At 52.4% G+C, this 25,250-nt stretch carries 21 protein-coding genes; 11 read left to right on the top strand and 10 right to left on the bottom strand.

Features of this window, described 5'->3' with window-relative positions; all coding sequences use genetic code 11:
* Positions 1-82 precede the first annotated feature (82 nt).
* The 5 genes from VXK30_RS03885 to VXK30_RS03865 form a co-directional block, all read right to left on the bottom strand.
* Positions 83-871: a response regulator transcription factor gene (locus tag VXK30_RS03885; RefSeq protein ID WP_275717943.1), complete on the bottom strand. Its 789-nt coding sequence runs from the start codon at positions 869-871 to the stop codon at positions 83-85.
* Positions 864-2,651, bottom strand: a complete 1,788-nt coding sequence (locus VXK30_RS03880; protein WP_275717944.1) for a sensor histidine kinase — start codon at positions 2,649-2,651, stop codon at positions 864-866. The genes VXK30_RS03885 and VXK30_RS03880 overlap by 8 nt, the downstream gene beginning before the upstream one ends.
* A gap of 106 nt (positions 2,652-2,757) precedes the next feature.
* A complete protein-coding gene (locus VXK30_RS03875; RefSeq protein WP_442868026.1) occupies positions 2,758-4,428 on the bottom strand; it encodes an ABC transporter permease in 1,671 nt (556 codons plus the stop codon).
* Complete coding sequence (locus VXK30_RS03870) at positions 4,425-5,510, bottom strand: ABC transporter ATP-binding protein (RefSeq protein ID WP_275717963.1); 1,086 nt, start codon at positions 5,508-5,510, stop codon at positions 4,425-4,427. The genes VXK30_RS03875 and VXK30_RS03870 overlap by 4 nt, the downstream gene beginning before the upstream one ends.
* Positions 5,511-5,682: 172 nt before the next feature.
* Positions 5,683-6,738 carry an extracellular solute-binding protein gene (locus VXK30_RS03865; protein WP_275717945.1) on the bottom strand — a complete coding sequence of 352 codons (1,056 nt, stop codon included), beginning with the start codon at positions 6,736-6,738 and terminating at the stop codon, positions 5,683-5,685.
* A 247-nt stretch (positions 6,739-6,985) separates the two neighbouring features.
* On the opposite strand from VXK30_RS03865, the gene VXK30_RS03860 reads away from it, so the two are divergent.
* Positions 6,986-8,398 carry a phosphoglucomutase/phosphomannomutase family protein gene (locus tag VXK30_RS03860; protein WP_275717946.1) on the top strand — a complete coding sequence of 471 codons (1,413 nt, stop codon included), beginning with the start codon at positions 6,986-6,988 and terminating at the stop codon, positions 8,396-8,398.
* A 64-nt stretch (positions 8,399-8,462) separates the two neighbouring features.
* The gene (locus VXK30_RS03855) at positions 8,463-8,903 is read left to right on the top strand and encodes an MCP four helix bundle domain-containing protein (protein ID WP_275717947.1); all 441 of its coding nucleotides are present in this window, start codon (positions 8,463-8,465) and stop codon (positions 8,901-8,903) included.
* On the opposite strand, the gene VXK30_RS03850 is transcribed toward VXK30_RS03855, so the two are convergent.
* On the bottom strand, positions 8,890-9,099 hold the full coding sequence (locus VXK30_RS03850) for a hypothetical protein (RefSeq protein ID WP_329494140.1): 210 nt from the start codon (positions 9,097-9,099) through the stop codon (positions 8,890-8,892). The two genes, VXK30_RS03855 and VXK30_RS03850, sit on opposite strands and share 14 nt — an antisense overlap.
* 40 nt (positions 9,100-9,139) lie before the next feature.
* Between VXK30_RS03850 and VXK30_RS03845 the strand changes: the two genes are divergently transcribed.
* On the top strand, positions 9,140-10,168 hold the full coding sequence (locus tag VXK30_RS03845) for a methyl-accepting chemotaxis protein (protein WP_329494138.1): 1,029 nt from the start codon (positions 9,140-9,142) through the stop codon (positions 10,166-10,168).
* Between the two features lie 191 nt (positions 10,169-10,359).
* Here the strand turns inward: VXK30_RS03845 and VXK30_RS03840 are convergent, their stop codons facing one another.
* The 3 genes from VXK30_RS03840 to VXK30_RS03830 all read right to left on the bottom strand — a co-directional run bounded on the left by VXK30_RS03840 (position 10,360) and on the right by VXK30_RS03830 (position 13,063).
* Positions 10,360-11,322, bottom strand: coding sequence for a bifunctional 4-hydroxy-2-oxoglutarate aldolase/2-dehydro-3-deoxy-phosphogluconate aldolase (locus VXK30_RS03840; RefSeq protein ID WP_275717949.1), 963 nt, complete (start codon positions 11,320-11,322; stop codon positions 10,360-10,362).
* A gap of 28 nt (positions 11,323-11,350) precedes the next feature.
* Entirely contained in the window at positions 11,351-12,292 is a 942-nt protein-coding gene (locus VXK30_RS03835) for a sugar kinase (RefSeq protein ID WP_275717950.1), read from the bottom strand.
* A gap of 81 nt (positions 12,293-12,373) precedes the next feature.
* Complete coding sequence (locus VXK30_RS03830; protein WP_275717951.1) at positions 12,374-13,063, bottom strand: GntR family transcriptional regulator; 690 nt, start codon at positions 13,061-13,063, stop codon at positions 12,374-12,376.
* A gap of 499 nt (positions 13,064-13,562) precedes the next feature.
* On the opposite strand from VXK30_RS03830, the gene VXK30_RS03825 reads away from it, so the two are divergent.
* The 8 genes from VXK30_RS03825 to VXK30_RS03790 all read left to right on the top strand — a co-directional run bounded on the left by VXK30_RS03825 (position 13,563) and on the right by VXK30_RS03790 (position 21,580).
* Complete coding sequence (locus tag VXK30_RS03825; protein WP_275717952.1) at positions 13,563-14,534, top strand: C-terminal binding protein; 972 nt, start codon at positions 13,563-13,565, stop codon at positions 14,532-14,534.
* Positions 14,535-14,638: 104 nt separating this feature from the next.
* Positions 14,639-15,397 carry an SDR family oxidoreductase gene (locus VXK30_RS03820; RefSeq protein ID WP_275717953.1) on the top strand — a complete coding sequence of 253 codons (759 nt, stop codon included), beginning with the start codon at positions 14,639-14,641 and terminating at the stop codon, positions 15,395-15,397.
* Between the two features lie 74 nt (positions 15,398-15,471).
* Positions 15,472-16,458, top strand: coding sequence for a substrate-binding domain-containing protein (locus tag VXK30_RS03815; RefSeq protein WP_275717954.1), 987 nt, complete (start codon positions 15,472-15,474; stop codon positions 16,456-16,458).
* A 150-nt stretch (positions 16,459-16,608) separates the two neighbouring features.
* Positions 16,609-18,111 (top strand): sugar ABC transporter ATP-binding protein, encoded by a 1,503-nt coding sequence (locus VXK30_RS03810; protein WP_275717955.1) that lies wholly within the window; start codon positions 16,609-16,611, stop codon positions 18,109-18,111.
* Position 18,112: 1 nt separating this feature from the next.
* Positions 18,113-19,111, top strand: a complete 999-nt coding sequence (locus VXK30_RS03805; RefSeq protein WP_275717956.1) for an ABC transporter permease — start codon at positions 18,113-18,115, stop codon at positions 19,109-19,111.
* Between the two features lie 31 nt (positions 19,112-19,142).
* Positions 19,143-19,955: a transketolase gene (locus VXK30_RS03800; protein ID WP_442868028.1), complete on the top strand. Its 813-nt coding sequence runs from the start codon at positions 19,143-19,145 to the stop codon at positions 19,953-19,955.
* A 4-nt stretch (positions 19,956-19,959) separates the two neighbouring features.
* Positions 19,960-20,886, top strand: coding sequence for a transketolase family protein (locus tag VXK30_RS03795; RefSeq protein WP_275717958.1), 927 nt, complete (start codon positions 19,960-19,962; stop codon positions 20,884-20,886).
* Positions 20,887-20,938: 52 nt separating this feature from the next.
* Positions 20,939-21,580, top strand: a complete 642-nt coding sequence (locus tag VXK30_RS03790; protein ID WP_275717959.1) for an RpiB/LacA/LacB family sugar-phosphate isomerase — start codon at positions 20,939-20,941, stop codon at positions 21,578-21,580.
* A gap of 250 nt (positions 21,581-21,830) precedes the next feature.
* Here VXK30_RS03790 and VXK30_RS03785 read toward each other — a convergent pair whose 3' ends face one another.
* Positions 21,831-25,130 (bottom strand): DUF5107 domain-containing protein, encoded by a 3,300-nt coding sequence (locus tag VXK30_RS03785; protein ID WP_275717960.1) that lies wholly within the window; start codon positions 25,128-25,130, stop codon positions 21,831-21,833.
* Positions 25,131-25,250: the final 120 nt, after the last annotated feature.

The raw sequence follows: 25,250 nt of genomic DNA, 5'->3' as shown, positions 1-25,250 counted from the left end.
GAGACAAAATATGTTTCTCCCCCGCCCTTGGCGGGGGAGAAACGCAGCCTTACTGCAGAATCAATTGGAACTGTCGTAGGACTTATTCCAGTCTTTCACGAAATTCTTTTGGAGTGACTCCCACCAGTTTTTTAAAGATCATGCTGAAATAGCGCTGATCCTTGTAGCCGATCAGATTGGCGACTTCATAGATTTTCCCATTTGGTTTCTTCAGCAGCTCACAGGCTTTTTTGATGCGGTAATAGGTCAGATAATCCCCGAAGGTCTGCCCTACCGTATTTTTAAAAAGGCGGCTCAGGTAGCTTTCGCTGATAAAAAGGCTGTCCGCGACGCTCTTCACGCTGATGTCCTTCTGGTAGTTGGCACTGATATGCTTGACAGCCAGAGCAACATAGTCGTTATCCTTTTTTTCATCCAGCAGGTATTCCTTAAACAGCATGACGCGGCTGTCCGAAATATCGTTCATTTTATCCTGTATTTTGTGGATGCGCTGCTTATCGTGCACCGCTTCACAGGTGCTTTTCAGCGCGGCGTCCAGATCGTCGTCGTCAATCGGCTTAATCAGGAAATCGCGGACGCCAAGCTTTACCGCCTGCCGGGCATACTCGAATTCGCTGTAGCCGGAGATGATAACAAACTCCGGCTTGATGCCGCCTGCCTTAATCTGTTCGATCATGCTGATTCCGTCGAGGCCGGGCATGCGGACATCCGTGATCACGATATCGGGCCGGATACGGGCGATCTCACGGACTCCCTCCATCCCATTGGAGGCTTCCCCCACGACTTCACAGCCATACTTCTGCCAGTCCGTGGTCAGGATCAGGCCCTTCTTGACCAGAACTTCATCCTCAACAACGACTACTTTAATCATTACCGAACCCCCCCAGATTCTCGTTTCCAAGCGGTAAAGTTGAAAAGGGCATCGTGATCCGTGTGATCGTACCGATATTCTCTTCGCTTTGAATTTCCAGCCCATACTCTTCGCCGTAGTACAGTTTGATCCGTTTATCTACATTTGCAATTCCAATGCTGTCGCTGTCGAGTGCTTTCGCGCGGGCGGACCGCCGGATGCTGCTCAGCTTTTCTTCACTGATTCCCACGCCGTCGTCTTCCACCTCGAAGATGATTTTGTCATCCTGACGCCAGCCGCGGATAACTAAATGCGCTTTCCCGATTTTATCCTCGATTCCATGAATAATCGCATTTTCGACGATCGGCTGGATGATGAATTTCGGCACATAACAGTCCATAATGTCGTCGTCCACCCGTACGGCGGCGTCGAACTTGTCGTCATACCGTATTTTCTGGATGGACAGATAGCTCCCGACCAGCCCGATTTCCTCTGAAATCTGAACGGATTCCTTTTCGTTGCGGATACTGTTTTTCAGAAGCTTCCCAAGCTGGGAGACAATCAGCACGATATCGTCCACCCCGTTCAGCTTGGCGAGCCATTTGATGGAATCCAGAGTGTTGTACAGAAAATGGGGATTGATCTGCGAATACAGCGATTTCAGCTCCGCCAGGCGCAGCCGGTTCTGCTTTTCCAGATTGGTGGCAAACAGTTCGTTCAAGCGGTCCAGCATGGAGTTCAAGCTCCGGCCGATATAGCCGAATTCATCGTCGTTGCGTACGTCGACGCGCGCGCTGGTGTCGCCGTTCTGGACCTTGTTCATCGTGTGGACAATGGCGTTCAGCGGTTTGGTCAGGCTGCGCACCAGCATGGGTGAAATCAGCACGCATAGGAAAATGGAACCCAGCGCGACCGCGATGGCGGTATCCATAATATAGTTGCTGTTGATGACAACCAGCTCGACCGGAACCGAGGAAATCACCCGGAGGGGATATCCGCCCGGGGTCGTTTCCCACGTAATGATGCGTTTCGGTTTTTCTAAATAAAACTTTTTGCTTTCCCCGGCCTGAAGCATTTGATCGCGGAAGTCCGTATCCATAAAAATCCGGTTCTGTCCGCTGAAGATTTCATCATACAGAATATAGTTGTTCTGATCCACAACGGCGTACCGGACCGGAAGCGATACGTTGACCGAGTCGAGCGCCGTCTGAAAGACGTCGGACGGAATATCGATCACCGCATAGGCAATGATCCGGCCGTCCTTCCGGATACTGTCTCCCACCGCGATACAGTAGTTTTTCCCTTCCTGTGAAACATAATGATTGGAGTACAGGACGGTGCCGTAGGATGCATTCATTTCGCGGAAAATCCCCCAGTCGCCGTGGTTCCGGACATGATAGGCTTCCGGTATCACGGAGGTGGAAATCCCGAACGACCCGTCCGCCTTGATCAAGTGCATGGCCACGTTGGTCGATTTTCCCGCCAGTAAAATATACATTTTCTGGTAGAGGCTTGTGCTGTCCGACGGGGTGATCGCGGGAGCGCCGATTTTCTGAATCGTGTCGTCGTCCTCGCAGAAATAGGACAGGGCGGACCGGTATTCGCCGATGGTCTGCTCCAGGCTCACCGCCGCGTTGTTCACCGTTTTGGAGGACTGGTACTCCACATTTCCCATGGAGATATTGGAAGAGATGGTGTAGGTAAGCGTCCCCAGGATCGCAACGGGAACGATGCTGATAACGGCAAAGCAAATAAACAGCCGTGCAAAAAAACTGATCTTACCCTTTTTTTCAGAACTCATATGATCACCATCCCTATTCCATTATACAATGGTTGCCGGGATCCGAAAAGCCCATTACGAAAACAGGGGAGCCGACAGTTTCTGTCCGCTCCCTTTTTTCGTTCCGTCAGACCACGGAAACCCTGCCCTTGCTGACCCAGTTGAACAGCAGCAGGGACAAAATGGTGGCAACCGTCAGAATGGACGCCAGCGCCGCGGCGGTTCCAAAGCTGGAACGGACCACTTCGGTATAGATCGCTACCGAGATCGTCGCGGTTTTCCCGCTGTACAGCATAATGCTGGAGCTCAGTTCGTTGATTGTGGTAATCCAGCTCAGGATCGCGCCGGACAAAACGCCGGGCGCCATCATTCTCGCCGTTATTTTAAAGAAGGTGCGCATTGGGGATACGCCGAGGTTGATGGAGGCCTCCTCAATGCTGGGGTCGATCTGGTACAGCAGCGCGCTGCTGGAACGGATCGTATAGGGCATTTTCCGGATGACATAGGCAATAATCATAATGACGGCGGTGCCGGACAGCATGAGCGGGGGCTTATTGAACGCAACGAGCATGCTGATGCCGAGCACGGCGCCGGGGATCACATAGGGGAACATCAACAGCAAATCCAGCGTGCTGCTGATTTTGCTCTTCTTTTTCACGACAAGGTAGGAAAGAAGCATTCCGAAGATAATAATGATGATAATTGCTATGAAGGAGAACATAAACGTATTCGTGATATTTTTGGACAGCTTATAGAAGATTTTTTCATAGCTTTCCAGACTGAATCCCTTCACAAAGATCGGCCCGTTTGTCTTGATAAAAGACGTAAAGATCACAACGATCTGCGGTAAAAAAGCGACGGACGCGACGAACATGCAAAGCGCGGTCAGAAGGATCCTCTTTCCCCTGGAAAGCTCTTCCACAACCGGGGGGCGAAGCGCGGTCATGACGTAATTCTTGCGCGCCACCACATATTTCTGAATCAGGAGCACCGCGGTGGAGCAGCAGATGATCACGACGCTGAGCGCTCCGGCCATGTTGGCGTTGCCGCCCATCTCGCTCATGTACTCCTCATATACGAGGACGGGAAGGACCTTGTAGCCTTCGCCGATCAGCATGGGGGTGCCGAAGTCCGCCAGCGACGACATGAACGCCATAATCGCGCCTGCCGCGAGCGTCGGCATGATCACCGGCATGGTAATCGTCATCACTCTTCTCAGCTTGCTGGAACCGAGGTTTTCGGCCGCTTCCTCCAGAGAGCGGTCGATGCTCGACATGGCTCCCGAAACGTATAAATAAACATAGGGGAAAAATTTCAGGGTAAACACCAGAACGATTCCGCCAAAGCCGTAAATCGGCGGAGTGATAATGCCGATTTTCGCAAGCGCGTTCGTAAACAGGCCGTTTCTGCCGAGCAGCATGATCCAGGAATACGCGCCGATAAACGGAGGCGACATCAGGGACATGATGATCAGCATATTGATGCATTTTTTCCAGTACACGTTGAAGCGGCTGGTTATGTAAGCGAGCGGAACGCCGATGATGACCGCAAAAACGGTGGAGATTCCGGAAGTTGCGAGGCTGTTCCACAGGGTGCGGTAATAGTACTGCTTGGTAAAGAAAATCTTATAAAATTCCAAAGTAAATTTTCCGTCGCCGCTGAGAAAGCTGTGGAAGATAATGGAGAAAAACGGATAGACCAGAAACACCAGCAGCAGCAGCATGGAGCCGTATTTTACCAGATTCCAGAAACTGAAGTATTTCGCAAAATTTCTGTGGGAAGTCCTCTCAGCGTTCATGAGAACACCTCGGTTCCGTCTTCGCTGAACACGCTGATTTTCTCCGGACGGAAGCTTAGGCGCACCTTATGGCCGATATCGCGGACAAAATCAATATCCTTCGTGTATTCGTTCGCCTGTACGACCTGACCGTTTTTTAGCTTGACCTCATAGCTGGCGAAGTCGCCGAGGAAGGTGTACATCTGGATTTCGCCTGAAATTCCGGTTCCGCTCTCGTCGTCCATGAGGAACTGCTCCGGGCGGACCGAAGCCCTGATTCTTCCCTCAAGACCTTTCTTCAGCTTTACGGAAAATTCAAAACCGGCGTCCAGCCTCACGCGCGCGATTTTGTCGGGGTCAAGCTGCTCGATCTGTCCCTCCATAAAGTTGGAGGTCCCGATAAATCCCGCGACAAAAGAATTCTGCGGCTTTTTATAAATGGTGGACGGCGTGTCGATCTGCATGATCCGGCCCGCGTTGATAATGGCGATCCGGTCCGAAATGGCAAGCGCCTCTTCCTGATCGTGCGTGACATAAATGGTGGTGATGTTCAGATCCTTCTGCAGCTTGCGGATAATGGTGCGCATCTGAACCCTCAGCTTTGCGTCCAGGTTGGAAAGCGGTTCGTCCATCAGAAGGACGCCCGGCTTGATTACGATCGCCCGGGCAAGGGCGACGCGCTGCTGCTGGCCGCCGGACAGTTCGGAGGGCTTTCTGTCTTTCAGATCTTTGATCTGTACAAGCTCGAGCGCCTCCAGCACCCTCGGCTCAATCTCGTTTTTCGGCAGCTTGCGCGCCTTCAGCCCGTAAGCGACGTTGTCAAAAACCGTCATATGGGGAAAAATGGCATAATTCTGAAACACCATGCCGATATCGCGCTGATAAGCTTCTATATCGTTAATTACTTTGTCGTCAAAATAAATTTTTCCACCGTCAATCGTATTAAACCCCGCGATCATCCGGAGCAATGTGGTCTTTCCGCAGCCGGAAGGCCCCAGCAGCGTAAAAAACTCCCCTTGCCGGATATCGCATGAAATATCGTTTACCGCGGTAAAATCGTCGTACCGCTTCACCACATTACAAATTTTTACTCCATGGCTCAATCTGTTCAACCCCTTTAAACTCACACTGTCGCCCACGCGTTCCGAGAGCAGGAACAGGCGCCGGCCAACCGCCTTAATAGAAAGCGTGCAGGCGCTCATCTGCTTTTCACGCCTGCACGCAAAGACTCCTTGATTGCGTGGAATCTGTCAGAACCGCTTTGACGCCCTGCGGTTAACCGACGATGACCTCTTTCCACTTTTCCATGATCTGTGTTTTCTGGGAAGACGCCCAGTCAAAGTCGTAGTTTACCAGCTTCACGTCCTTCATTTCCGGAAGATCCTTCGGAACCTGGGTGTCCAGTCTGACGCCTCTTCTGGCAAAATCGGTCGCCATCATGGTCTGGCATTCCTTGCTCAGAACAAAATTTATGAAGGTTTCGGCATTTTCCCTGTTTTTGCAGCCCTTGACCAGCGCAATGCCGTCCGGAACCGCGGAGGTGCCTTCCGACGGATAAATGATGCCGACGTCCGCACCGGCCTGAACATATTTAATGGCTTCTTTTTCGAGCGTCAAGCCGACGCTGTATTCGCCGTCGGATACCTTCTTGTAGACGTCGCCGGAGGAACCGAGAATTTTTCCGTCCAGATTGGCGACAAATTTCTGAATGAACTCCCAGCCCTTGCCGTCGTCCTTACCGAACGCGGTCAGCATCGTGCACAGGATGGTGTAGGAGGAACCGGATTTCGCCGGGTCCGCGTACGCAATTTTTCCCTTGAACTTCGCGTCGATCAGATCGCCCCAGCCCTTCGGGACGTCGCTTTCCCCGACCAGCTTTTTGTTGTACATAATGACCATCGGCAGCGGGGATTCCCCGGTCCAGAGGCCGTCCTTGCTGACATACTCCTTATCGATGCTGTCAAGATCGGCGGGCGTAAACTTGTCGAAATATTTGCTGTAGGCTGCAAGGGAATCCGCTCCGCCGCCCCAGAACACATCGCATTGCGGGCTGTCGCTTTCCGCCTCGATACGCTTGAGCAGTTCGCCGGTTCCCGCGGCGACAAGGTCCACCGTAATTCCGGTCTTCTCCTGGAACTCCTTGATTCCTGCGTTCAGCGGGTCCGCCGGATGTGGCGAATAAACCGTGACATGCTTGGAATTCGGCGTCTGCTCCGCAGCCTGGCTGGCGTCCGTATTGGCCTGTGACGATGCGCTCTGCGTGCTTCCGCATCCGGCTAACACGCCGGCGAGCATGGTGATCGCCAAAAGTGCGCTGACAAACTTTTTCATAACTCTTCCCCTCAGTTCGTTAAAATTTGAATTCCGGGGGCCTTGCCCCGCGTTGTTGTGATTTCATTATTACATCTTGGCCGGGCAAATACAATGTGACGATCCTGTACTTTTGTAGAGGATTCTAACATATTCACGAAATCCGGTATATTTTTACGTCAAAACTGTGCAATTCGCAGTCATCCAAGCTTGAAAATGAAAATTCAGAATGCTAAAATAGCCCCAGATTCTACGGGAGGGATGGAATATGATTAAATTTGGTACCGGCGGATTCCGCGCAATTATCGGAGAGGATTTTACACGGGGCAATCTGGAGCTGCTCTCCGCCGCATTGGCAAAAATGATAAAAAAGGACCATGCCGAAAACCTTCCGGTCGTCATTGGATACGACCGCAGGTTTCTGTCCGATTTCGGTGCAAAGTGGATTGCGTGCACCCTTGCGGCCGAGGGCGTCAGGGTACATCTCATCAACCACGACGCGCCGACGCCCCTGATTATGTTTCAGGTGCTGAAGGAAGCCGCCGCTTACGGGATGGCGGTCACGGCGAGCCATAACCCGGCGGAATACAACGGGGTCAAGCTTTTTACGTCCGGCGGAAGGGACGCGGTCGAAGAAGTAACCGACCGTCTGGAAAAAGAAATCGCATTGATGAATCCGGCCGAAATCCGCACGATGGAATATGAAGAAGCCGCCGCGGGCGGGCTGATTCTGGAGATTGACCCACAGAACCATTATATCGACAGTATTCTGAATGTAATTGATACCGAAGCCATTAAGAGAAAAAATCTGAAAATCCTTCTTGACCCCATGTTCGGAGTCAGCAAAACGACCCTGCAGACGATTCTGCTCACCTGCCGCTGCAGCGTCGAGGTCATCCACGACCGGCACGACACCCTGTTCGGGGGAAGGCTTCCCGCCCCGAACAGCTCGACGCTGTCCCATCTGGCCCAGATGGTCGTCCAGAACGGCTACGATCTGGGCATCGCCACGGACGGCGACGCCGACCGCATCGGCCTGATCGATTCCAGCGGAAGCTTTATCCACCCCAACGATATCCTCGTGCTGCTTTACTATTACCTGCATGAATATAAAGGCTGGAAGGGCGCCGCGGTGCGTAATATCGCCACGACCCACTGCCTCGACCGGATGGCGGAAAGCTTTGGGGAAGCCTGCTATGAGGTCCCGGTCGGCTTCAAGTATATTTCCGCCAAAATGGAGGAAACCGACGCCCTGATCGGCGGCGAGTCCTCCGGCGGGCTGACCGTGCGCGGCCATATTCACGGAAAGGACGGCGTTTATGCCGGTTCCCTGCTGGTGGAGATGATCAGCGTGATCGGCAAATCTTTGCGGGACATTCTCGACGAAATCCACCGAAAGTTCGGCAATTTCGTCATGGACGAGTTCGACTGCCGCATGACCGGCGAACGCAAGGAAGAATTGCAGCATCTCCTTTTTGAGGAGAAAAAAACGCCGCGGTTTGACCTGAAAATCGAAAAGATCTCCTACATGGACGGATGCAAGGTTTATTTCAAAAACGGAGGATGGATTATCTGCCGTTTTTCAGGAACGGAACCGGTGCTCCGTATTTTCAGCGAAATGGAAAATGCGGCTGAGGCCGCGCGCATCAGCCGGGTATTCCGTGATTTTCTGGGGCTTTGATTTCGATTCGGATACCGCGTTCCGGCCGGTAGGTGTGAAACACAATTGAGGAGGGTATGGGAAGATGTTGAAAAATAAGAAGATCGGCACAAAATTGGCGCTTTCTTTTATTTTTGTCATTGTCATCTGCAGCATCGGCGGCATTGCCGGGTTTATCGTAATGTCCGATATGGAGACAAAGTACAGTGCGGCTCTGGTGGATTTCGGCTTTGCGCAGGGAGAGATCGGCCTGTTCAACTCGGAGTTCAAAGACAACAGCGCTGTGCTCCGCGATATGCTTTACACAACGGATGTCAGGGACCGGAATTCGTACGCGACTCAACTGGAAAAATCAAACGGGCAGGTGAACACCTTCTTTTCCGGCATGGAAAAGAGTATGGCCGGCAGCAGGGAGCTGGGCCTGTACAGCGACATTCAGGATAATCTGGCCAATTATGAAAAGCTGCGGTCGCAGATCGTCGAGCTTGTAAAAAGCGGTGTCGCCTGCTTGCTCAGAATATTCTGAGCAAGCAGGCGACACCGCTTTCCAACAAAATTTTCTCCGATACCAGCGCTCTGATCAGCGAAAAAACGGAGAGCGGCCGCAAGGTATCCGCCAGCCTTGCCGCACAGTCCTCCGCGGCGAAGGGAAGCATTCTGGCGGTCATTTTTCTGGCGGTCCTGCTGTCCCTTATCATTACGCTGAAAATGGGCCGAAGCATCCGAAGACCGCTGAAAGAAATGGCGGACGCCGCAGAAAAAATGTCGGAAGGCAATCTGAGCTTTCCCATTCAGCAGAGATCGAACGACGAGATCGGACAGCTCGGCGCAGCCTTTGAAAAATCGGCCGGAACAATCCGGGAATATATTGCCGACATCAAACGGATGCTCTGCGAAATGGGACGCGGGAATCTTGCCGTCGGCACTGAGCTGGAGTACATCGGAGACTACATTGAAATAAAGCAATCGTTTCACAGCATTCTGATTTCCCTGAACGATACTCTCGGGCAAATCGACCAGGCGGCGGAACAGGTTTCCACCGGAGCGGGACAGGTTCCGCAAGGAGCCCAGGCCCTGGCGCAGGGAGCGGCCGAACAGGCGAGCTCAGTGGAGGAGCTCACCGCGACGATTGCGGAAATATCGGAAAATATCCGGTCGAACGCGGAACAGGCCGACGGCGCCAGTAAAAATGTGAATACGGTTCTTTTTGAGATCGAAACAAGCAATCGGCATATGGAGGAAATGGTCGCGGCCATGGGGCGGATCAGCGAGTCCTCCGGTCAGATCGGGAAAATCATTCAGACCATTGAGGATATCGCCTTTCAGACCAATATTCTCGCCCTGAACGCCGCTGTGGAAGCGGCGAGAGCGGGCGCGGCAGGAAAGGGCTTTTCCGTGGTGGCCGACGAGGTGAGGAATCTGGCAAGCAAAAGCGCCCGGGCCGCAAAAGACACGACTGCCTTAATCGCGGGCTCCATGGAGCAGGTGGAACACGGTACCAAAATTGCCGACGAAACGGCAAAGTCCCTGCTCCGGGTCGTGAAAAGCGCGAAAGAAGTCACCGGTACCATTGAAAAAATTTCCGACGCCACCAACCAGCAATCGGCTGCGATCGCACAGGTAACGCTGGGCGTGGGGCAAATTTCGGACGTGGTACAGACGAACTCCGCAACGGCGCAGGAAAGCGCCGCGGAAAGTGAGGAACTGTCCGCACAGGCGCAATCGCTGAAAAAACTGGCCGGCCAGTTTACACTGAAATCCATCACGGCAGATAAAGCAGAGTCTGCGTAATATCGCAGGCATCGATCCGGATCATTTCAGGCCGGCCCGCCGACAAGACGAATCCCCCAATCGTAGACAATCAAACTACGATTGGGGGATTTTTCAATATTTTTCTGATTCCGTTCATAGAAGAATGATTCTGTTCGGCGGCGTTTCCCGCACGCCGTTCGGGCCGCCGGATACTTTTTCGCCGAAACAGCTTATTTCCTTCTCAAATGGATGGCAAAGCCGCCGATCGTCTGTTTGAAGTAAATTGCGATCAGACCGCCGTTTTCGTCGCGCACCGCCGAACTTTTATCCAGCTCCGCTCCCATGCACTCGAAATGATGGACCGCGCGCTCGATATCGCTGGTCTGAATGGCGATATGCCCGTTTTCGCCCAGGAACGGACCCTTCACGATTTCAAACATGGTCCCGGCAAAATAAGCGCCCGGGAACTCCATGACCGGAATGGAAAGAAGTCCGGCAAAGCTGTTCGCCACGTTGGACGCGTCCTGAGCATCCTTTGTGTTGACACCGACATGCAGCAACTCAAATCCGAACGCCCTGCGCACGGCCTCCTTGCACAGGCTGACAATCCGGCTGAAATCTCCCGCTTCGACCAAATCTTTCGGCACCATCCAGGAACCGCCGCATGCGGCGACGTTGGAAAGGGAAAGATACTCTTCCACATTGTTTTCACTGATTCCACCTGTGGGGATAAACCGGAGCCCTTTGTAAGGACCCGCGAACGATTTCAGCGCCTTGATTCCGCCGCTGGCCTCGGCCGGGAAAAACTTAACGGTATCCAGGCCAAAACGGAGAGCCGCTTCCAGATCGGTCGCATTGGAACAGCCGGGGATCACCGGAATATCGTTTTTCAGGCACCACTCCACAACGGCGGGGATAAAACCCGGCGTCACGATAAATTTCGCCCCGGCGTCCACGGCACTTTTCGCCTGCTCCACTGTATGGATGGTACCGGCTCCGACAGTGATTTCCGGCACCTTTTCAGCCATCTCCCGCACTGCCTGCCGTGCGGAATCCGTGCGGAAGGTAATCTCGGCCATGGGAATCCCCCCGGCGCACAGTGCCTTTCCCAGATCCGCGGATTTGGTATGGTCGTCAATAACAACCACCGGCACCAGGGCGGCGCCCGTGATAATATCCATCAGGTTCTTCATGATCGGTCCCTCTCTTTATTGTAATATTTTATTTTGCCTGCATAAAATGCTGCAGCTGTTCCCTGGTCGGCAGTCCTTCATTGTCGCCGCGGGACATGACCTGAATGGCGCCGATCGCGTTTCCGCGGCGCACCGCCTCCCTCAGCGGCAGGTTTTCCATTAACGCGCTGATGATGCCCACGGCAAACCCGTCACCCGCGCCGACTGTGTCAACCACCTTTTCCACAGGGAATCCCGGAACGAAGAAGCGTTCTTCCGCACGCGCGGCATAGGCGCCCTTCGGCCCCTGCTTGACTACCACGGTTTTGGCTCCCCGCTTCAGGTAGAATTCGGCGATGGCTTCCGGCTCCCTGCTTCCGGTAAGGATAAGGCCCTCCGAATCGCCGGGAAGAACAATGTCGCTTTTTGCCGCTATTTCATTCAAAACCCTTACCATTTCCTGCTGACTGGCCCAAAGCTGAGGCCGCAGATTCGGGTCGAAAGAAACGGTCAGCCCGTTTTCGCGGGCCTTTTCCAGCAAAAACATCGTCGCTTCTCTGGTGGACTGGGAAAGCGCCGGCAGGATTCCGGTAACATGCACCCACTGATAGGCTGAAAAGTCCACCCGGGCAATATCTTCGGCGCTCAAAGTAGACGCCGCGGAATTTTTACGGAAGTAAAAGATGTCGGGATCGCCGGAGGAAACCATGGATTTCATCATGAAGCCGGTGCTGTGGTCCTCGCTCCAGGAAACCAGATTGGTGTCGATCCCGTTGCGTTCCATCGCCTTTACGATCTGTTTCCCGAAAGGGTCCCGTCCCAGTTTTGTAAGATAGCTTGCGGAAAGCTCCAGCCTGGTCATTCCCACCGCAACATTGAACTCGGCCCCCGCAACGGCGCAGGAGAAGCCGGGGATATCTTCCAGACGGCCCTCGGACTGCGCGATAAACAGCCCCATTGGTTCCCCGATCAGCATCATACCTTTTGACATTTTAAAATAAAGTCCTTTCTGAAATTCAATGAAAATATTGAACGTGATTTGCCCAAACCGCAGCCGGCAGGACATGCAAAATTAAAATGCGGATATATTGGTATCTTTTTTTGTATAAGCCGGTAAAAACGTCTCATAAAGCTTCATCGTGTTTTCCAGATGCGTGCGGATCAGGATCTCCAGCTTTTTGCCCTCTCCCTCTTCCAGACATTCATACATCAGCTTGTGTTCCTGATGGGCGGCTTCGTGCCGTTCCATAGGATGCCTGGAGGAAGCATAGACAAGGAAGGAGAAGCTTACGCCCATCAGCATATCGTAAAGCTCCGTCAGCTTCTGGTTTTCCGTCAGGCGGATAATGCTTCCGTGATAAATCTGTTCATACTGGTTGGCCGTAACATAGTCATTTGCCTGAACATCAGCCATTTTTCTTAATACCTCGCGCATTTTCACCTGAATTTCAGGGTGCACGTGAAAATTTTTCGCTGCCGGTATTGCCGCAAAGGTTTCCATCATAATACGGCAGTCCATGATATTTCGGATTTCGTCCATGCTTAACTGTTTTACAACAAAGCCCCGGCGGGGCAGCATGTCCATTAACCCCTCCGCCACCAAACGATTCATCGCTTCTTTGACGGGGGTGGGACTGATCGAAAGACTTTCGGCAATTTGATTGACAACGACTTTTTTGCCCGGCTCCATTTCGCCGGACATAATTTGGTCCCTGATCTGGGCATAAGCCCATTCCAATAAAGAAAGGGGTTGCTTTTCCATACTTGACCTCCTATGGACGACAGCGCAGAAGCTCATCCAATTTTTTCGCATTCCTTTTAGACTGAAATGGCTGTCAACAGCCTGTCTGAAAATAATAACGATGATTAACAACTTGTTTATTTTATCACAAACAAAACAGAATGTCATCAAAAAATATAGATATTTTATAAATAGTTGTTAAGTAATCCATCAAATATAAAATATTATATTCAATATCCAAATCTATTATATAAATGATTTCTATAAAAATCAAGTATTTATTTGCTATATTTCCAGCAAAATGTTTAATATAAATAAAAACGCAGTTTTTCATTATATTATATAAATTAGCGAATTATAAAGCTATTTTAAGTGTATATTCATAATTTTTTTAGATAAAATGACTATAATATACAAAATTTATTCATTGATTTTCACTATTGCGTAATAATCGGCGCACCTATATAATATAGATCGAAATCAAATTTTAGATTTAAAATTCAAAAAGGAAGTGTAGCGAATGGTCAACCGGAATCTTGTGGCGATTACAGACTGTGACCATGACAGCATCACGGTGGAAGCCGGAGTGCTGAAAGCGGCCGGATTGGAAGCGCCCTGGCTCCAATGTAAGACGGAAGACGACCTGATTCGTGAATGCGTAGGATTCAAGTCAGTGATTAACCAGTATGCCCCCTTCACAGAAAAGGTGTTTGACAATCTGCCGGACCTCAAGGTGATTGTGCGTTACGGCGTGGGTGTGGATAATATTGATCTGACGGCCGCCACAAAGCACGGCGTTAAAGTCTGCAATGTGCCGGACTACGGGATGTACGAAGTGGCGGATCATGCAATGGCGCTTGCTTTGGCCCTTGCCAGAAAAATTGTTCTAAACAACGACAATGTAAAAAGCGGCGTCTGGGAATATCAGAAAGCGATTCCCATTTACAGGTTGTCCACTCAGACGGTCGGCGTGATCGGCGTAGGACGGATCGGCACCGCTTTCGCGGAAAGAGCCAAAGCCTTTGGAATGAAGGTCCTTGCCTATGATGAATACGCACAAAAGGCCGGCCGCACGAAGGACTATATGAAAATGGTCAGCCTGGACGAGCTGCTAAAGCGTTCCGACATTATTTCCGTACATTGCCCGCTGGACGGGAACCGTGATCTGATTGCGGCCCCGCAGTTAAAGAAAATGAAAGAAAGCGCCTATCTCATCAACGTGTCCCGCGGCGGCATCATCAATGAGCGGGACCTGTTCAACGCCCTTTCCGACAAGGAAATCGCCGGCGCTGCATGCGATGTCTTCAGCCCGGAACCGATTGCGAAGGACAACCCCCTTCTGAGCCTTCCGAACTTTCTTGCCACTCCGCATATCGCCTGGTACTCGGAAGAGTCCGCAATCGAACTGGAGCGCAAGGTGGCGGAAGAGGCCGTTCGGGGCGCTCTGGATCAGCCCCTGCTCAATGTTGTCAACGCAGCTGCCGGAAAGTAATTAGCGTTTTGATTCTGCGTGGTTTCTCCGTCGGCCGACGAAGGATCCTTTCCTCTGAAAAACGGGAAATACTCTTAGGCCTAACAGAAAAGGAAGGAAAAAATATGAACTTATTCGATTTAACGGGAAAAAAAGCGATCGTAACGGGCGCCGCTTCGGGTCTGGCCCACGGAATAGCCGAAGGCTTGATGGAATCGGGCGCTGAAGTGGCGATCATCGACATTTCAGCCGGCACGGAAGCGGCCGCGAAAGAATTCTGCGAGCGGGGATTCAAAGCCCATGCCGTCCGCGCCAACCTCGGCAACCGTGACGAGCTGAACCGTGCGTTTCATGAAGCGCTGGAAAAGCTTGGCGGGAAAATCGATATCCTTGTTCCGGCCGCGGGCATTCAGCGCCGCAGCAAGTCAGAGGATTTTTCGATAGAAGACTGGGATTTGGTCCTGAACATCAACCTGTCCGCCGTTTTCATGCTCTGCCAGCTTGCGGGACGCGAAATGCTCAAACAGAAGAGCGGAAAAATCATCAATATCGCTTCCATGCTCAGCTTCTTCGGCGGCTACACCGTCCCGGCCTACGCTGCCAGCAAAGGCGGCGTCGCCCAAATCACCAAAGCGCTCTCCAACGAGTGGGCCCGCGAGGGAATTAATGTAAACGCGATTGCGCCGGGTTACATGGCTACACAGATGAATACAAAAATCATTGAGGACGAAACCCGCAACACTGAAATCACAAACCGCATCCCGGCACGGCGCTGGGGCACGCCGGACGATGTCAAGGGCGTGACGATCTTTCTGGCTTCTCATGCATCCGATTATCTTAGTGGCGCAATTATTCCGGTAGACGGCGGTTACCTTGGCTGCTGATTTATGATTGATCGTCCTGCCGGATAATTATAATTTGCAAGGAGGAGAAACTAAAAATGAAAAGGAGCTTCAAAATGAAAAAATTAGGTGCAATCATTCTGGTTCTGGCTATGGTTTTGTCTCTGGCGGCCTGCGGAAACAGCAGTACGGCCTCTTCACAGGCGGCTAGTGCGGCGGGCAGTGCGGCTGAGAGCACTGCATCGGGCACAGCTACCGACAAACCTCTCAAACTCGGTATTTCCGTACCGAACCTCACAAACGTCTTTTTTGTACAGATCAAAGACGGCATGCAGAAGGCGCTCAAAAGCCCGGAAGACAGCCTTGTGGTGATGGACTCCCAGGGAGATCAGAACAAGCAGATGAACGACGTAATCGATCTGATCAACCAGGGCTGTAACGTAATCGGCCTGTCCCCCATCAACTCGGACGGCGTCCGCGCAACCCTTGAAACCTGCCAGAAGGCCGGCGTTCCGGTCATCGCTTTTAACGTAGGCGTTAAAAACCCCGAGCTTGTCGCCAGCACGATCGTTTCCGACAACGAGGCATCCGGACATATGTGCGCACAGGCCCTGGCAAAGGCACTGAACAACAAGGGCAACGTTGTTGAAGTCACTTTCAGCACCACCACCACCTGCTATGCCCGCCAGAAGGGTTTTGAAGATGAAATCAAGGCCAACTATCCGGATATCAAGATCCTTCAGAGCAAGGACGTGGAAAAAGCAACCGCAGACTACTCACAGCCGATCATGGTCGACTTTATCAATGCCTATCCGGATCTTGACGGCGTTTTCACCATTAACGATCCTACCGCCCGCGGCGCTATTTCGGCACTGAAGGAGGCGGGAAAAATCAAGGATGTCAAGGTTGTGTCCGTCGACGGCTCCGATGAAGGAAAAGGCTTTATCCGTGCGGGTGAAATGGTCGCTTCCGCCGCCCAGGACCCGACCGGCATCGGCAGCACCACAGTGGGAACCGCATACAAACTGATCGCCGGCCAAAAAGTGGAAGCAAACATCATTATGCCGATGTCCATTATTGACGCCAGCAACGTAGACAAATAAAAAACAGATTTTCAGATATGAATTGAAGTGTGATCGGCCGCCTCTTTGCGGATTGGCGGCCGGTTACACAACTAATTCGCGAAATTCATTTGCCTGTTTCCAAAGTAAATGCCGTCTTTCAGGCGGCAAGCAGTAAAAGGAAGTGATTCAATGCCAAGTGAGTATACCCTTGAGATGAATAACATTTTTAAGTCATTTGGCTCCAACAAAGTCCTGGATGACGTATCGATCTCCATTAAACCGGGAGAAGTACGTGCTTTGATGGGGGAAAACGGTGCCGGAAAATCCACTTTGATGAAGATTCTCGGCGGTATTTACCATGCCGATCAAGGCAATATCAAGATAGACGGGGAAACGGTACAGATTAACACTGTGGATGACGCCCGCCGTTACGGCATCAGCTTTATCCATCAGGAAATCAGCAATGTTCCCAGTATGACAATCGCTGAAAACTTTTTCCTTGGCAAGGAACCCAAGACAAAAGCGGGGCTGATCGACCAGCGCAGAATGCACCGCGAAACCCGCGCCGCGCTGGACCTGATGGGAATCGATCTGCCGACAAACCGTCTGATCACGGGCCTGTCGATCGCAAAGCAGCAGATGCTGGAAATCGCGCGCGCCATCAATGAAAACGCAAAAGTGATTATTATGGACGAGCCTACCGCTTCGCTGGCCAACGCCGAGGTTGAAGACCTTTTCCGGCAGGTAAAAATGCTGAAGGAAAAAGACGTAGCCATCATATACATTTCACACCGTATGGAGGAAACCTTCCTTGTCTGCGACACGGTTACCGTGCTGCGCGACGGTAAATTTATCGGTACGAAAAACACGGCGGAAGCAACCGAAAAAGAGCTGATCAGCATGATGGTCGGCCGCAAGTTCGACGAGATCTACGGACAGGAGCGCGCTGTGGGCGGCGAGACGCTGATGCAGGTAAAAGGGCTGTGCAGCAGGGCTGTGAAGGATGTCAGCTTCGACCTGAAAAAGGGCGAGATCCTGGGCTTTGCCGGACTCGTGGGTGCGGGTCGTACGGAAACGGCTCTTGCGCTGTTCGGAATCGATAAAATCCACTCCGGCGAAGTATGGATCGAAGGAAAAAAAGTATCTATCTCCAATCCGACGGAAGCAATCCGCGCGGGCATCGCACTGGTTCCCGAAGACCGTAAAGGGCAGGGGCTCTTTTTGGGCCACAGCATCGCGGTGAACCTTACTTTTCAGGTTTTGAAAGAATTTATCTACAATCTCAGAATCAATCGTAAAAAAGAAGCGAATTTGATCTCCACATATCAGAATAAACTTTCGATACGCATGGCATCCGTCAACCAGCTGGTGGGCGAGCTGTCCGGCGGTAACCAGCAGAAAGTTGTAATTTCAAAATGGCTGGCGTCTAAGCCAAAGGTTCTGATCCTGGATGAACCGACCCGCGGCATCGACGTGGGCGCAAAGGCGGAAATCTACAAGCTGATGAGCGACCTGAGCAAAGAAGGGGTATCTATTATCATGATCTCGTCCGAATTGCCTGAGATCATTAATAACTCCAGTCGTATTGCGGTTATGAGCGAAGGCAGACTTGTTAAAATATTAGACCCTGATGTAGACGAAATCTCTCAGGAGATTATCATGTCCTACGCAGTGGAAGGAGGAAACAAATAAAATGGGTAATACTAACCATCCGGAATCCGCGGCATTGAAAGGCGGCGCGGCGGGAAGCGTAGCAGTAAACTGGCTGAGACGCAACCTGGCTGCGATTGCTGCGGTGCTGGGACTCTGTATCGCGCTTTCCATCACTACAAATACTTTCCTTGTTTCTACAAATCTGCTGAGCTTGCTGCGGCAGTCCTGTGTAAACGTTTTAATCGCATTCGGAATTACCTGTGTCCTGATCTGCGGCGGAATCGATTTGTCCGTCGGTTCGTGCGCCGCCGCTTCCGGCGTTATCACGGTACGTCTGGCAAACGCCGGGCTTCCGCTGGTAGTGTGCATTCTGACCGCGCTTGTTTTCGGCGCGCTGCTCGGGCTCTTCAACGGATATGTCATTTCACATACCACGATCCCGGCCTTTATCGTAACTCTTTCCACACAGATCATTGTGCGCGGCGTCGGCTATGTCGTAACCGGCGGCCAGCCCACCCAATGCACCAACGAGACATTTAACCTGATCGGCACCGGCGATCTGTTCGGAATTCCGACCCCGGTATTTGTGGTCGCTTTTGTTTTCATCGTCCTGTTCTTTATTATGAACCGCACTGGATTCGGACGCCACGTTTACGCCACGGGCGGAAACGCGGAAGCTGCGAAATATGCCGGCGTCAACACCAAATCGGTTCAGATGCGCGTTTTCATGATGAGCGGTATTTTAGCCGCTCTTGCCGGTGTGGTTCTTGCGGCACGCCTCTATTCCGGCCAGCCGTCCGTCGGCGAGGGCTTTGAGCGCGACGCGATCGCCGCGTCGGTTCTGGGCGGTACAAGCTTTAACGGCGGTGTCGGTACTCTTGGCGGCACGGTTATCGGCGCCCTGATCATCGGCGTCTTAAACAACGGCATGAATCTTCTCCGCATCAACAGCTACTGGCAGTTCGTTGTAAGAGGATGTGTCATTTTGGGAGCGGTCTATATCGATTTTCTGAAAAAAGCCCGTACCCTGAAAAAATAAGAAACGGAACAAGGTATCTTAGATGAAAAGACTGGACAATGAACAACTTGTTTCCCTATGCACACAGCTGCGCCGCGACATCATTGAAATGATCGCCGGCGCGGCCAGCGGGCATCCGGGCGGCTCGCTTTCCATGGTGGAGCTGCTCGCCGCGACATACTGCACACAGATGAGAGTGGATCCCAAAAATCCAAACGACCCGGCGCGGGACCGGTTTGTGCTCAGCAAAGGGCACGCGGCTCCCTGTTACTATGCCGTCCTGGGTGAAATGGGATTTTTCGACAAGGCGGAATTCAAAAATTTCCGCCAGCTTCACAGCATTCTTCAGGGCCATCCGGACGCAAAAAAAGTCCCCGGCGTGGACGCTTCGACCGGCTCGCTCGGCCAGGGCGTTTCCATCGCCGTAGGGATGGCGCTGGGAGCCAAAGCTTCGAAAGGCCCCCAGAAGGTCTATACGATCCTCGGCGACGGCGAACTGCAGGAAGGGCAGGTCTGGGAAGCATGCACCGCGGCCGCCCACTACAAGCTGGACAATCTTACGGTGATGGTCGATAACAACGGGCTGCAGATCGACGGCACCAACGATCAGGTCATGGCTTTGGGCAATCTGCGGGACCGCTTCGAAGCGTTTGGGTTCGACGTGATCGAGCTGGCGGACGGCAACGAGATCGGCCAGGTGATCAACGCGCTAAAAATCCCCGCAAGGCCGGGAAAGCCGAAATGCATTCTGGCGCATACGGTCAAAGGAAAAGGTGTTTCCTTTATGGAAAATCAAGTGGGCTGGCACGGGAAAGCACCGTCTCCCGCCGAGCGGGATGCCGCGCTCGAAGAAATGAAGGGCTGATAGAATGAGTGAATTAAAAGCAATACGAGCCGCCTACGGGGAAGCGCTGGTCGACCTTGGCGCAAAAAACGACAAGGTCGTCGTTCTGGACGCCGATCTGGCGCACGCAACCATGACCAACGGCTTCGCCGAAAAATATCCGGAGCGTTTTTTTAACGGCGGAATAGCGGAAGCAAACATGATCTCCATGGCCGCGGGACTTTCCACGATGGGCTTCATCCCATTCTGCAGCACGTTCGCCATCTTCGGCGCGGGACGCGCGTACGAGCAGGTGCGCAACAGCGTTGCGTACCCGAATTTTAACGTGAAGCTGGGCATGACGCACGCGGGAATCACGCTTGGCGAGGACGGCGGCAGCCATCAGGCAATCGAGGACCTCGCTCTGATGCGCGTGATCCCGGGCATGACGGTGATCGTACCGTGCGACGCAAACGAAGCGAAGCGCGCCGTCAATGCGGTGGCCGCTATGAAAGGCCCCGCCTATCTGCGTCTCGCAAGGCCCGCGTCTCCGGTATTTGAGCAGGAAATGCCGTTTGAGATCGGCAAAGCCAATGTTCTGCGGGAAGGCGGCGACGTTGTCCTCTTCGCCTGCGGCATCATGGTGGCCACCGCGCTGGAATGTGCGGCGAGGCTGTCGGAAAACGGAGTATCCGCCTCTGTAGTCAACATCCATACCGTCAAACCGATCGACGAGGACTGCGTGCTGCGTTATGCCTCCCGGTGCAAAAAGGCAGTCACCGTTGAAGAACACAGCGTAATCGGCGGTTTAGGCGACGCGGTATCCGCCGTGCTGATCGGCAAAGGCGATTTCCGGTTCAAAAAGATCGGGGTGCAGGACCGTTTCGGCCAATCCGGAAAACCGGAGGAGCTTCTGCGTGAATACGGTCTGGATACTGACTCCGTATTGAAGCAGATAAAAACCATTTTATAAAAAAATCCCCCGGACGGCATCATGTGGCCCGAGGAAATAAAGGAGAGGTACCATGAAAATAGCACTGATAAACGAAAACAGCCAGGCTTCCAAAAATGAATTGATCTGCAGCGTATTGAAAAAGGTAGTCGAACCAATGGGTCATACGGTATACAATTACGGCATGTATACGGCAACGGATAAGGAATGGCTGACCTATGTGCAGAACGGCATTCTGGCCGCCGTATTACTGAACAGCGGCGCGGCCGATTATGTCATTACCGGCTGCGGCACCGGCGAAGGGGCCATGCTCGCCCTCAACAGCTTCCCCGGTGTGATCTGCGGTCATGTGGTCGACCCGAGCGACGCCTTCATGTTTGCCCAGATCAACGACGGCAACTCGATTTCCCTTCCCTTTGCAAAGGGCTTCGGCTGGGGCGCGGAGTGCAACCTGGAATATATCTTTGAAAAACTGTTCGGCTGCGAAAGCGGCGGCGGCTATCCGAAGGAAAAACAGCAGGTCGAGCGCAGCAACAAGAAGATTCTTGACGCCGTAAGGGCAAACAACTTCCATGATCTCATTACCTGCCTGAAGGGGATCGATCAGGAACTGCTGAAGGGCGCTCTGGGCGGCGCACACTTTAAAGAGCTTTTCTACGCGAACAGCAAGGACGAGGCTCTTACCGCATTTGTAAAATCGGTCGTAGGCGAATAAGCAAGCTACGTTCCAACTGCATAGTGACATTTCGATATTTCAGCTGAATGCGGCCATCACTTTTTGTGATGGCCGCATTTTTATCCGCAATTGAATGGAATGTAACTTTTCCAGCGCCTCCATAGGATGGAGGAATTCAGAAACGCCGTGAAGCCGCTCTCCCCTGCTGTGCGGCAAATGTCAGCGAATATACGAAAGCCGGAGATTCGCGCGTATTCCTGTGCGGAGAGCGAAAATCCCGGCTTTTCTTTTATGGTTCGTCCTGAAGGAACAATTTCTGATGCAGAACCGCGCCGACGTGAGCACAGTCGATTTTCAGCGTTTCTTCACAAGCCTTTTTTGCACGCTCACGGTCACCCAGACCATAACTGCCCAGTGCGATGAGGTACTGGCAGTGCGCCTGGTTCCGGATGTTCAGATCTTCGTCGAAAAGCTGTAAACCCGGCAGGGAAACGGCAAAATAGTCGATAGAAACAGTATCAAAAATATGTTTTTCACCGTAGTCCACCAGCTTGTGGAACCGACTGAGAGCTTTTTCCTCAAGGCCGAGCTTTCGCAGGGCCAGGCCCTGATAAAAGATCATATCGGCGGGCTGGTCGTTGTAGTACATCACTCCCGCGGGCTCCTGATCGCCGACGGAGGCGCGCCGCCAGTTTTCTTCTGCGCCCGCTGAATTGTCCAGAGCTTTACAGGCACACCCCAGATAATAATAAAGATTGTTGTCCTTTTCCCCTTCCAGCTTGCCTTCTCCCAGGTTTTCCGGGAACACAAGCGCTTCCTGAAGCAGCTCTTTCGCTTTTGCCGCTTCCCCGCTGCGCAAAGCCCCGCGCGCCAGCTCCGCCAGCGCCAGCGTATACTGCGTGGTGATCTTTCCTTCCCCGCCTTCCCATGGGTGGAACTTCCTGATCTGCGTGCGCCGGTATGCTTCCTCATGCCGGCCCAGAAGATTCAGCAGGGTAATATATTCCACGCACAGATCGTCGCGCTGTTCAACCAAAGACTTGTATTTGTCAAAATTCCGGATCCGCTCGGCGGGAGCAACGCCGCGTTTTTTGTAGAGCTGGTCGAGCTCCAAAAACACCCGCGCGTCGGTCGTATCCAGCAGAAAGGCTGTTTCCAGCGCTTTCTGCGCTTCCTCAGGATTTTTTTCTTTATTATAGTAAGCGAGGGACAGGTTTCTCCATGCGGTCGGGAACTGACGGTCTATGGAAACGGACTTTTCCCAAAGCCCGCGCGCTTTTGCGTACTGCTTTTTATCGTACCAGAGATTTCCCAAATAGTAGGGGGCTTTTGCGTCCTCCGGGGAAACCCGGACGGCATATTCCAGCACCGCGATATCGGTAAGCTTATTCGGGAAACAATAGAGCGGACTGCGCTTTGCCGCATCCGCAAGGGCAAGCCTGCTTTCCTCCCTGTTCCCGCTCAGGGCGCTGTAATAGGCGGCATAATATGCGGGCATAGGGTGCTTCCCCGCGTATAAACGAAGCAACTCCAGCGCTTCGTCATAGCAGCCGTACGCGGCGTAATTCGCTGCAACATCAAGAAAGGTGTTCGGCTCGCCGCGCATCAGGGAAAGCATTTCCTCCCGGCCGGAACCGTCCGGATAGCCCTGCTCCATTCTCGAAAAATAATCGAAAGGATCCAGCCGGATATTTTCCTGTAAAAATGCTTTTGCTTCCTCCGTTTTTCCGATTTTTCGCAGGATCAGCGCCTTTAAGCCGCGTGCCCTGATATGATGCAGGTTCCTGACGAGCGAGCGCTCCACATAGCCGAGCGCTTCCGTCCAGCGTCCGGACTTCGCCGCAAGGGCGGCAAGCCAGTAAAATGCCATCTCCTGCTGTTCATTCGTCCACGTCGCTTTATAAAAAGCGTCGAAAGCTTCCCCGTAACGCTCCTGATACGTCAGGCTCAGTCCGAGGTTGAAATACGGCTCGCTGTCATACGGGTTCGGGTTTTTCCAGGTGATGCGCTCGACCGCCCTCCGGAAATACGGCTCGCTTTCCGCAAACAGGCCCCTGCGGAACAACAGCAGGCCGTAGGCGTTATTGATACGGCTGTCGTAAGGATCGCGCCTCAATCCCTCCAGATAATACGGGTCGGGGTCATAGGTCGCATGGCGGTACTGTTCAATATGCAGACCGGTTAAATACAGCTCCTCATTGGTCAGGATCTGTGCGGGCGCCTTCGCGGGCTGCGAGGGGTCCGGAAGCTTTTCGATCTTTTCTGACGCGGAAGTATAGCTCAGCATCAGTCTGCCCGTTCCGTCATACACCGACAGGGTCAGTTCCTCCGGCTTTGCTCCCTTTGCAGAGAGCTTTGCGGTGTAAACATCGTCCGGCGACAGTGTCTGAACCGTGTCGAGCAGGACACCGGCTGCGCTTTTGAGCTCGATTTTCGCATGGGGATAGATTCCGGTCGCGTACACGCAAATGCTTACGTCATCGCCTTGTGTTTCCAGGTTCAGCACAACCTCGGTGCTGGCGTTTTTCACGTTCCCCGCCTTTTTATAGGGCATAAAATACTGGGTAAAGCATTTTTCCTCATACGGTTTGAGCCAGGTGAAATCCGGCTGGTTGTCGGTGAACATTCCGGTCATCAGCTCAATGTACGGGCCGTTTTCATCCGTCAGGTTCCTGTCCCAGGCCTTTCCGAATTCTCCGCTGCCCCAGGTCCACTGTTTTTTCCCGGGGGAAATATGGTGATCGGCAATATGCAGGATTCCGGCCTGTGCTCCGTAGTCATAGCCGCCGACAAAATTATAGTCGGAATGGTACGCCATATAGGAAGTCGGGACCGGGATGTTTTTATACCGTGAAATGTCCACCCCCGCGCCGTAATCGTGTTTATAATAAACACCGGTGGCAATGGGGAACTTGGAAACGTCCCGTTTTCCGTGGTCCATCACCGCGTGTACATCCGGCGGGAAAATGGACTGGGTATCCTCATTGACGCTGACCGCGGGATTAGCCCACCACAAAAAGGTCTGCGGCATATCGGTGGGGTTGTAAAGCTGACCTTTGATTTCAATGTAGGCTTTGTCAGGATAAAGCGTAAAGCCCGCCATTCCCTTTGTCCCGTTGATTCTGTCCGTTTCGTTAACCCGGACGGTTTTGCTTCCGTCCTGATTCTCACATATGGTATAATCCACGGGAGAGAAGGTCGACGGACGGTGGTGCTGCGGCCAGTTGAATTCAATTCCGCCGCTGACCCATGGACCCGTGAGTCCCACCAGCGCGGGCTTAATGACTTCGTTATAATAAACAAAATCATATCCGTTCGTTTTATCATACGCACGCTGGATCCGGCCGCCCAGCTCCGGCAAAATCATTACGCGCAGATAATCGTTTTCCAAAAAAACAGCGTGATAGGTCTTGTCTTTTTTCTCGTCATAAATTTTATCGATGACCGGGCACGGATAAACTTTTCCGGAACTGCCCTGGTAAACACGTTTCTCAAAAAACATCGGATTCTTATCGGCGGCGCCCACCTCATAGGTGGGGATTACTACGTTTTCCTGCCATACTTCCACCTGTTTTTCAGTATGCTTCATGATGATGCCTCCTAATGGTAAAATAAGGTTTCGCGCAAATCCCGCACGGAAACAATGCCGTTTGACGGATGTAATAAAAATATTTATAATATAAGAAAAGCTCTTATTATTCAGTAAAAA

Origin of the sequence: Caproiciproducens sp. CPB-2, from assembly GCF_036287215.1 — a bacterium.
GTDB lineage: Bacteria > Bacillota > Clostridia > Oscillospirales > Acutalibacteraceae > Caproiciproducens.
Note: the sequence above shows the minus strand (reverse complement) of the source record. Positions and strands in the feature narration are given on the sequence as shown.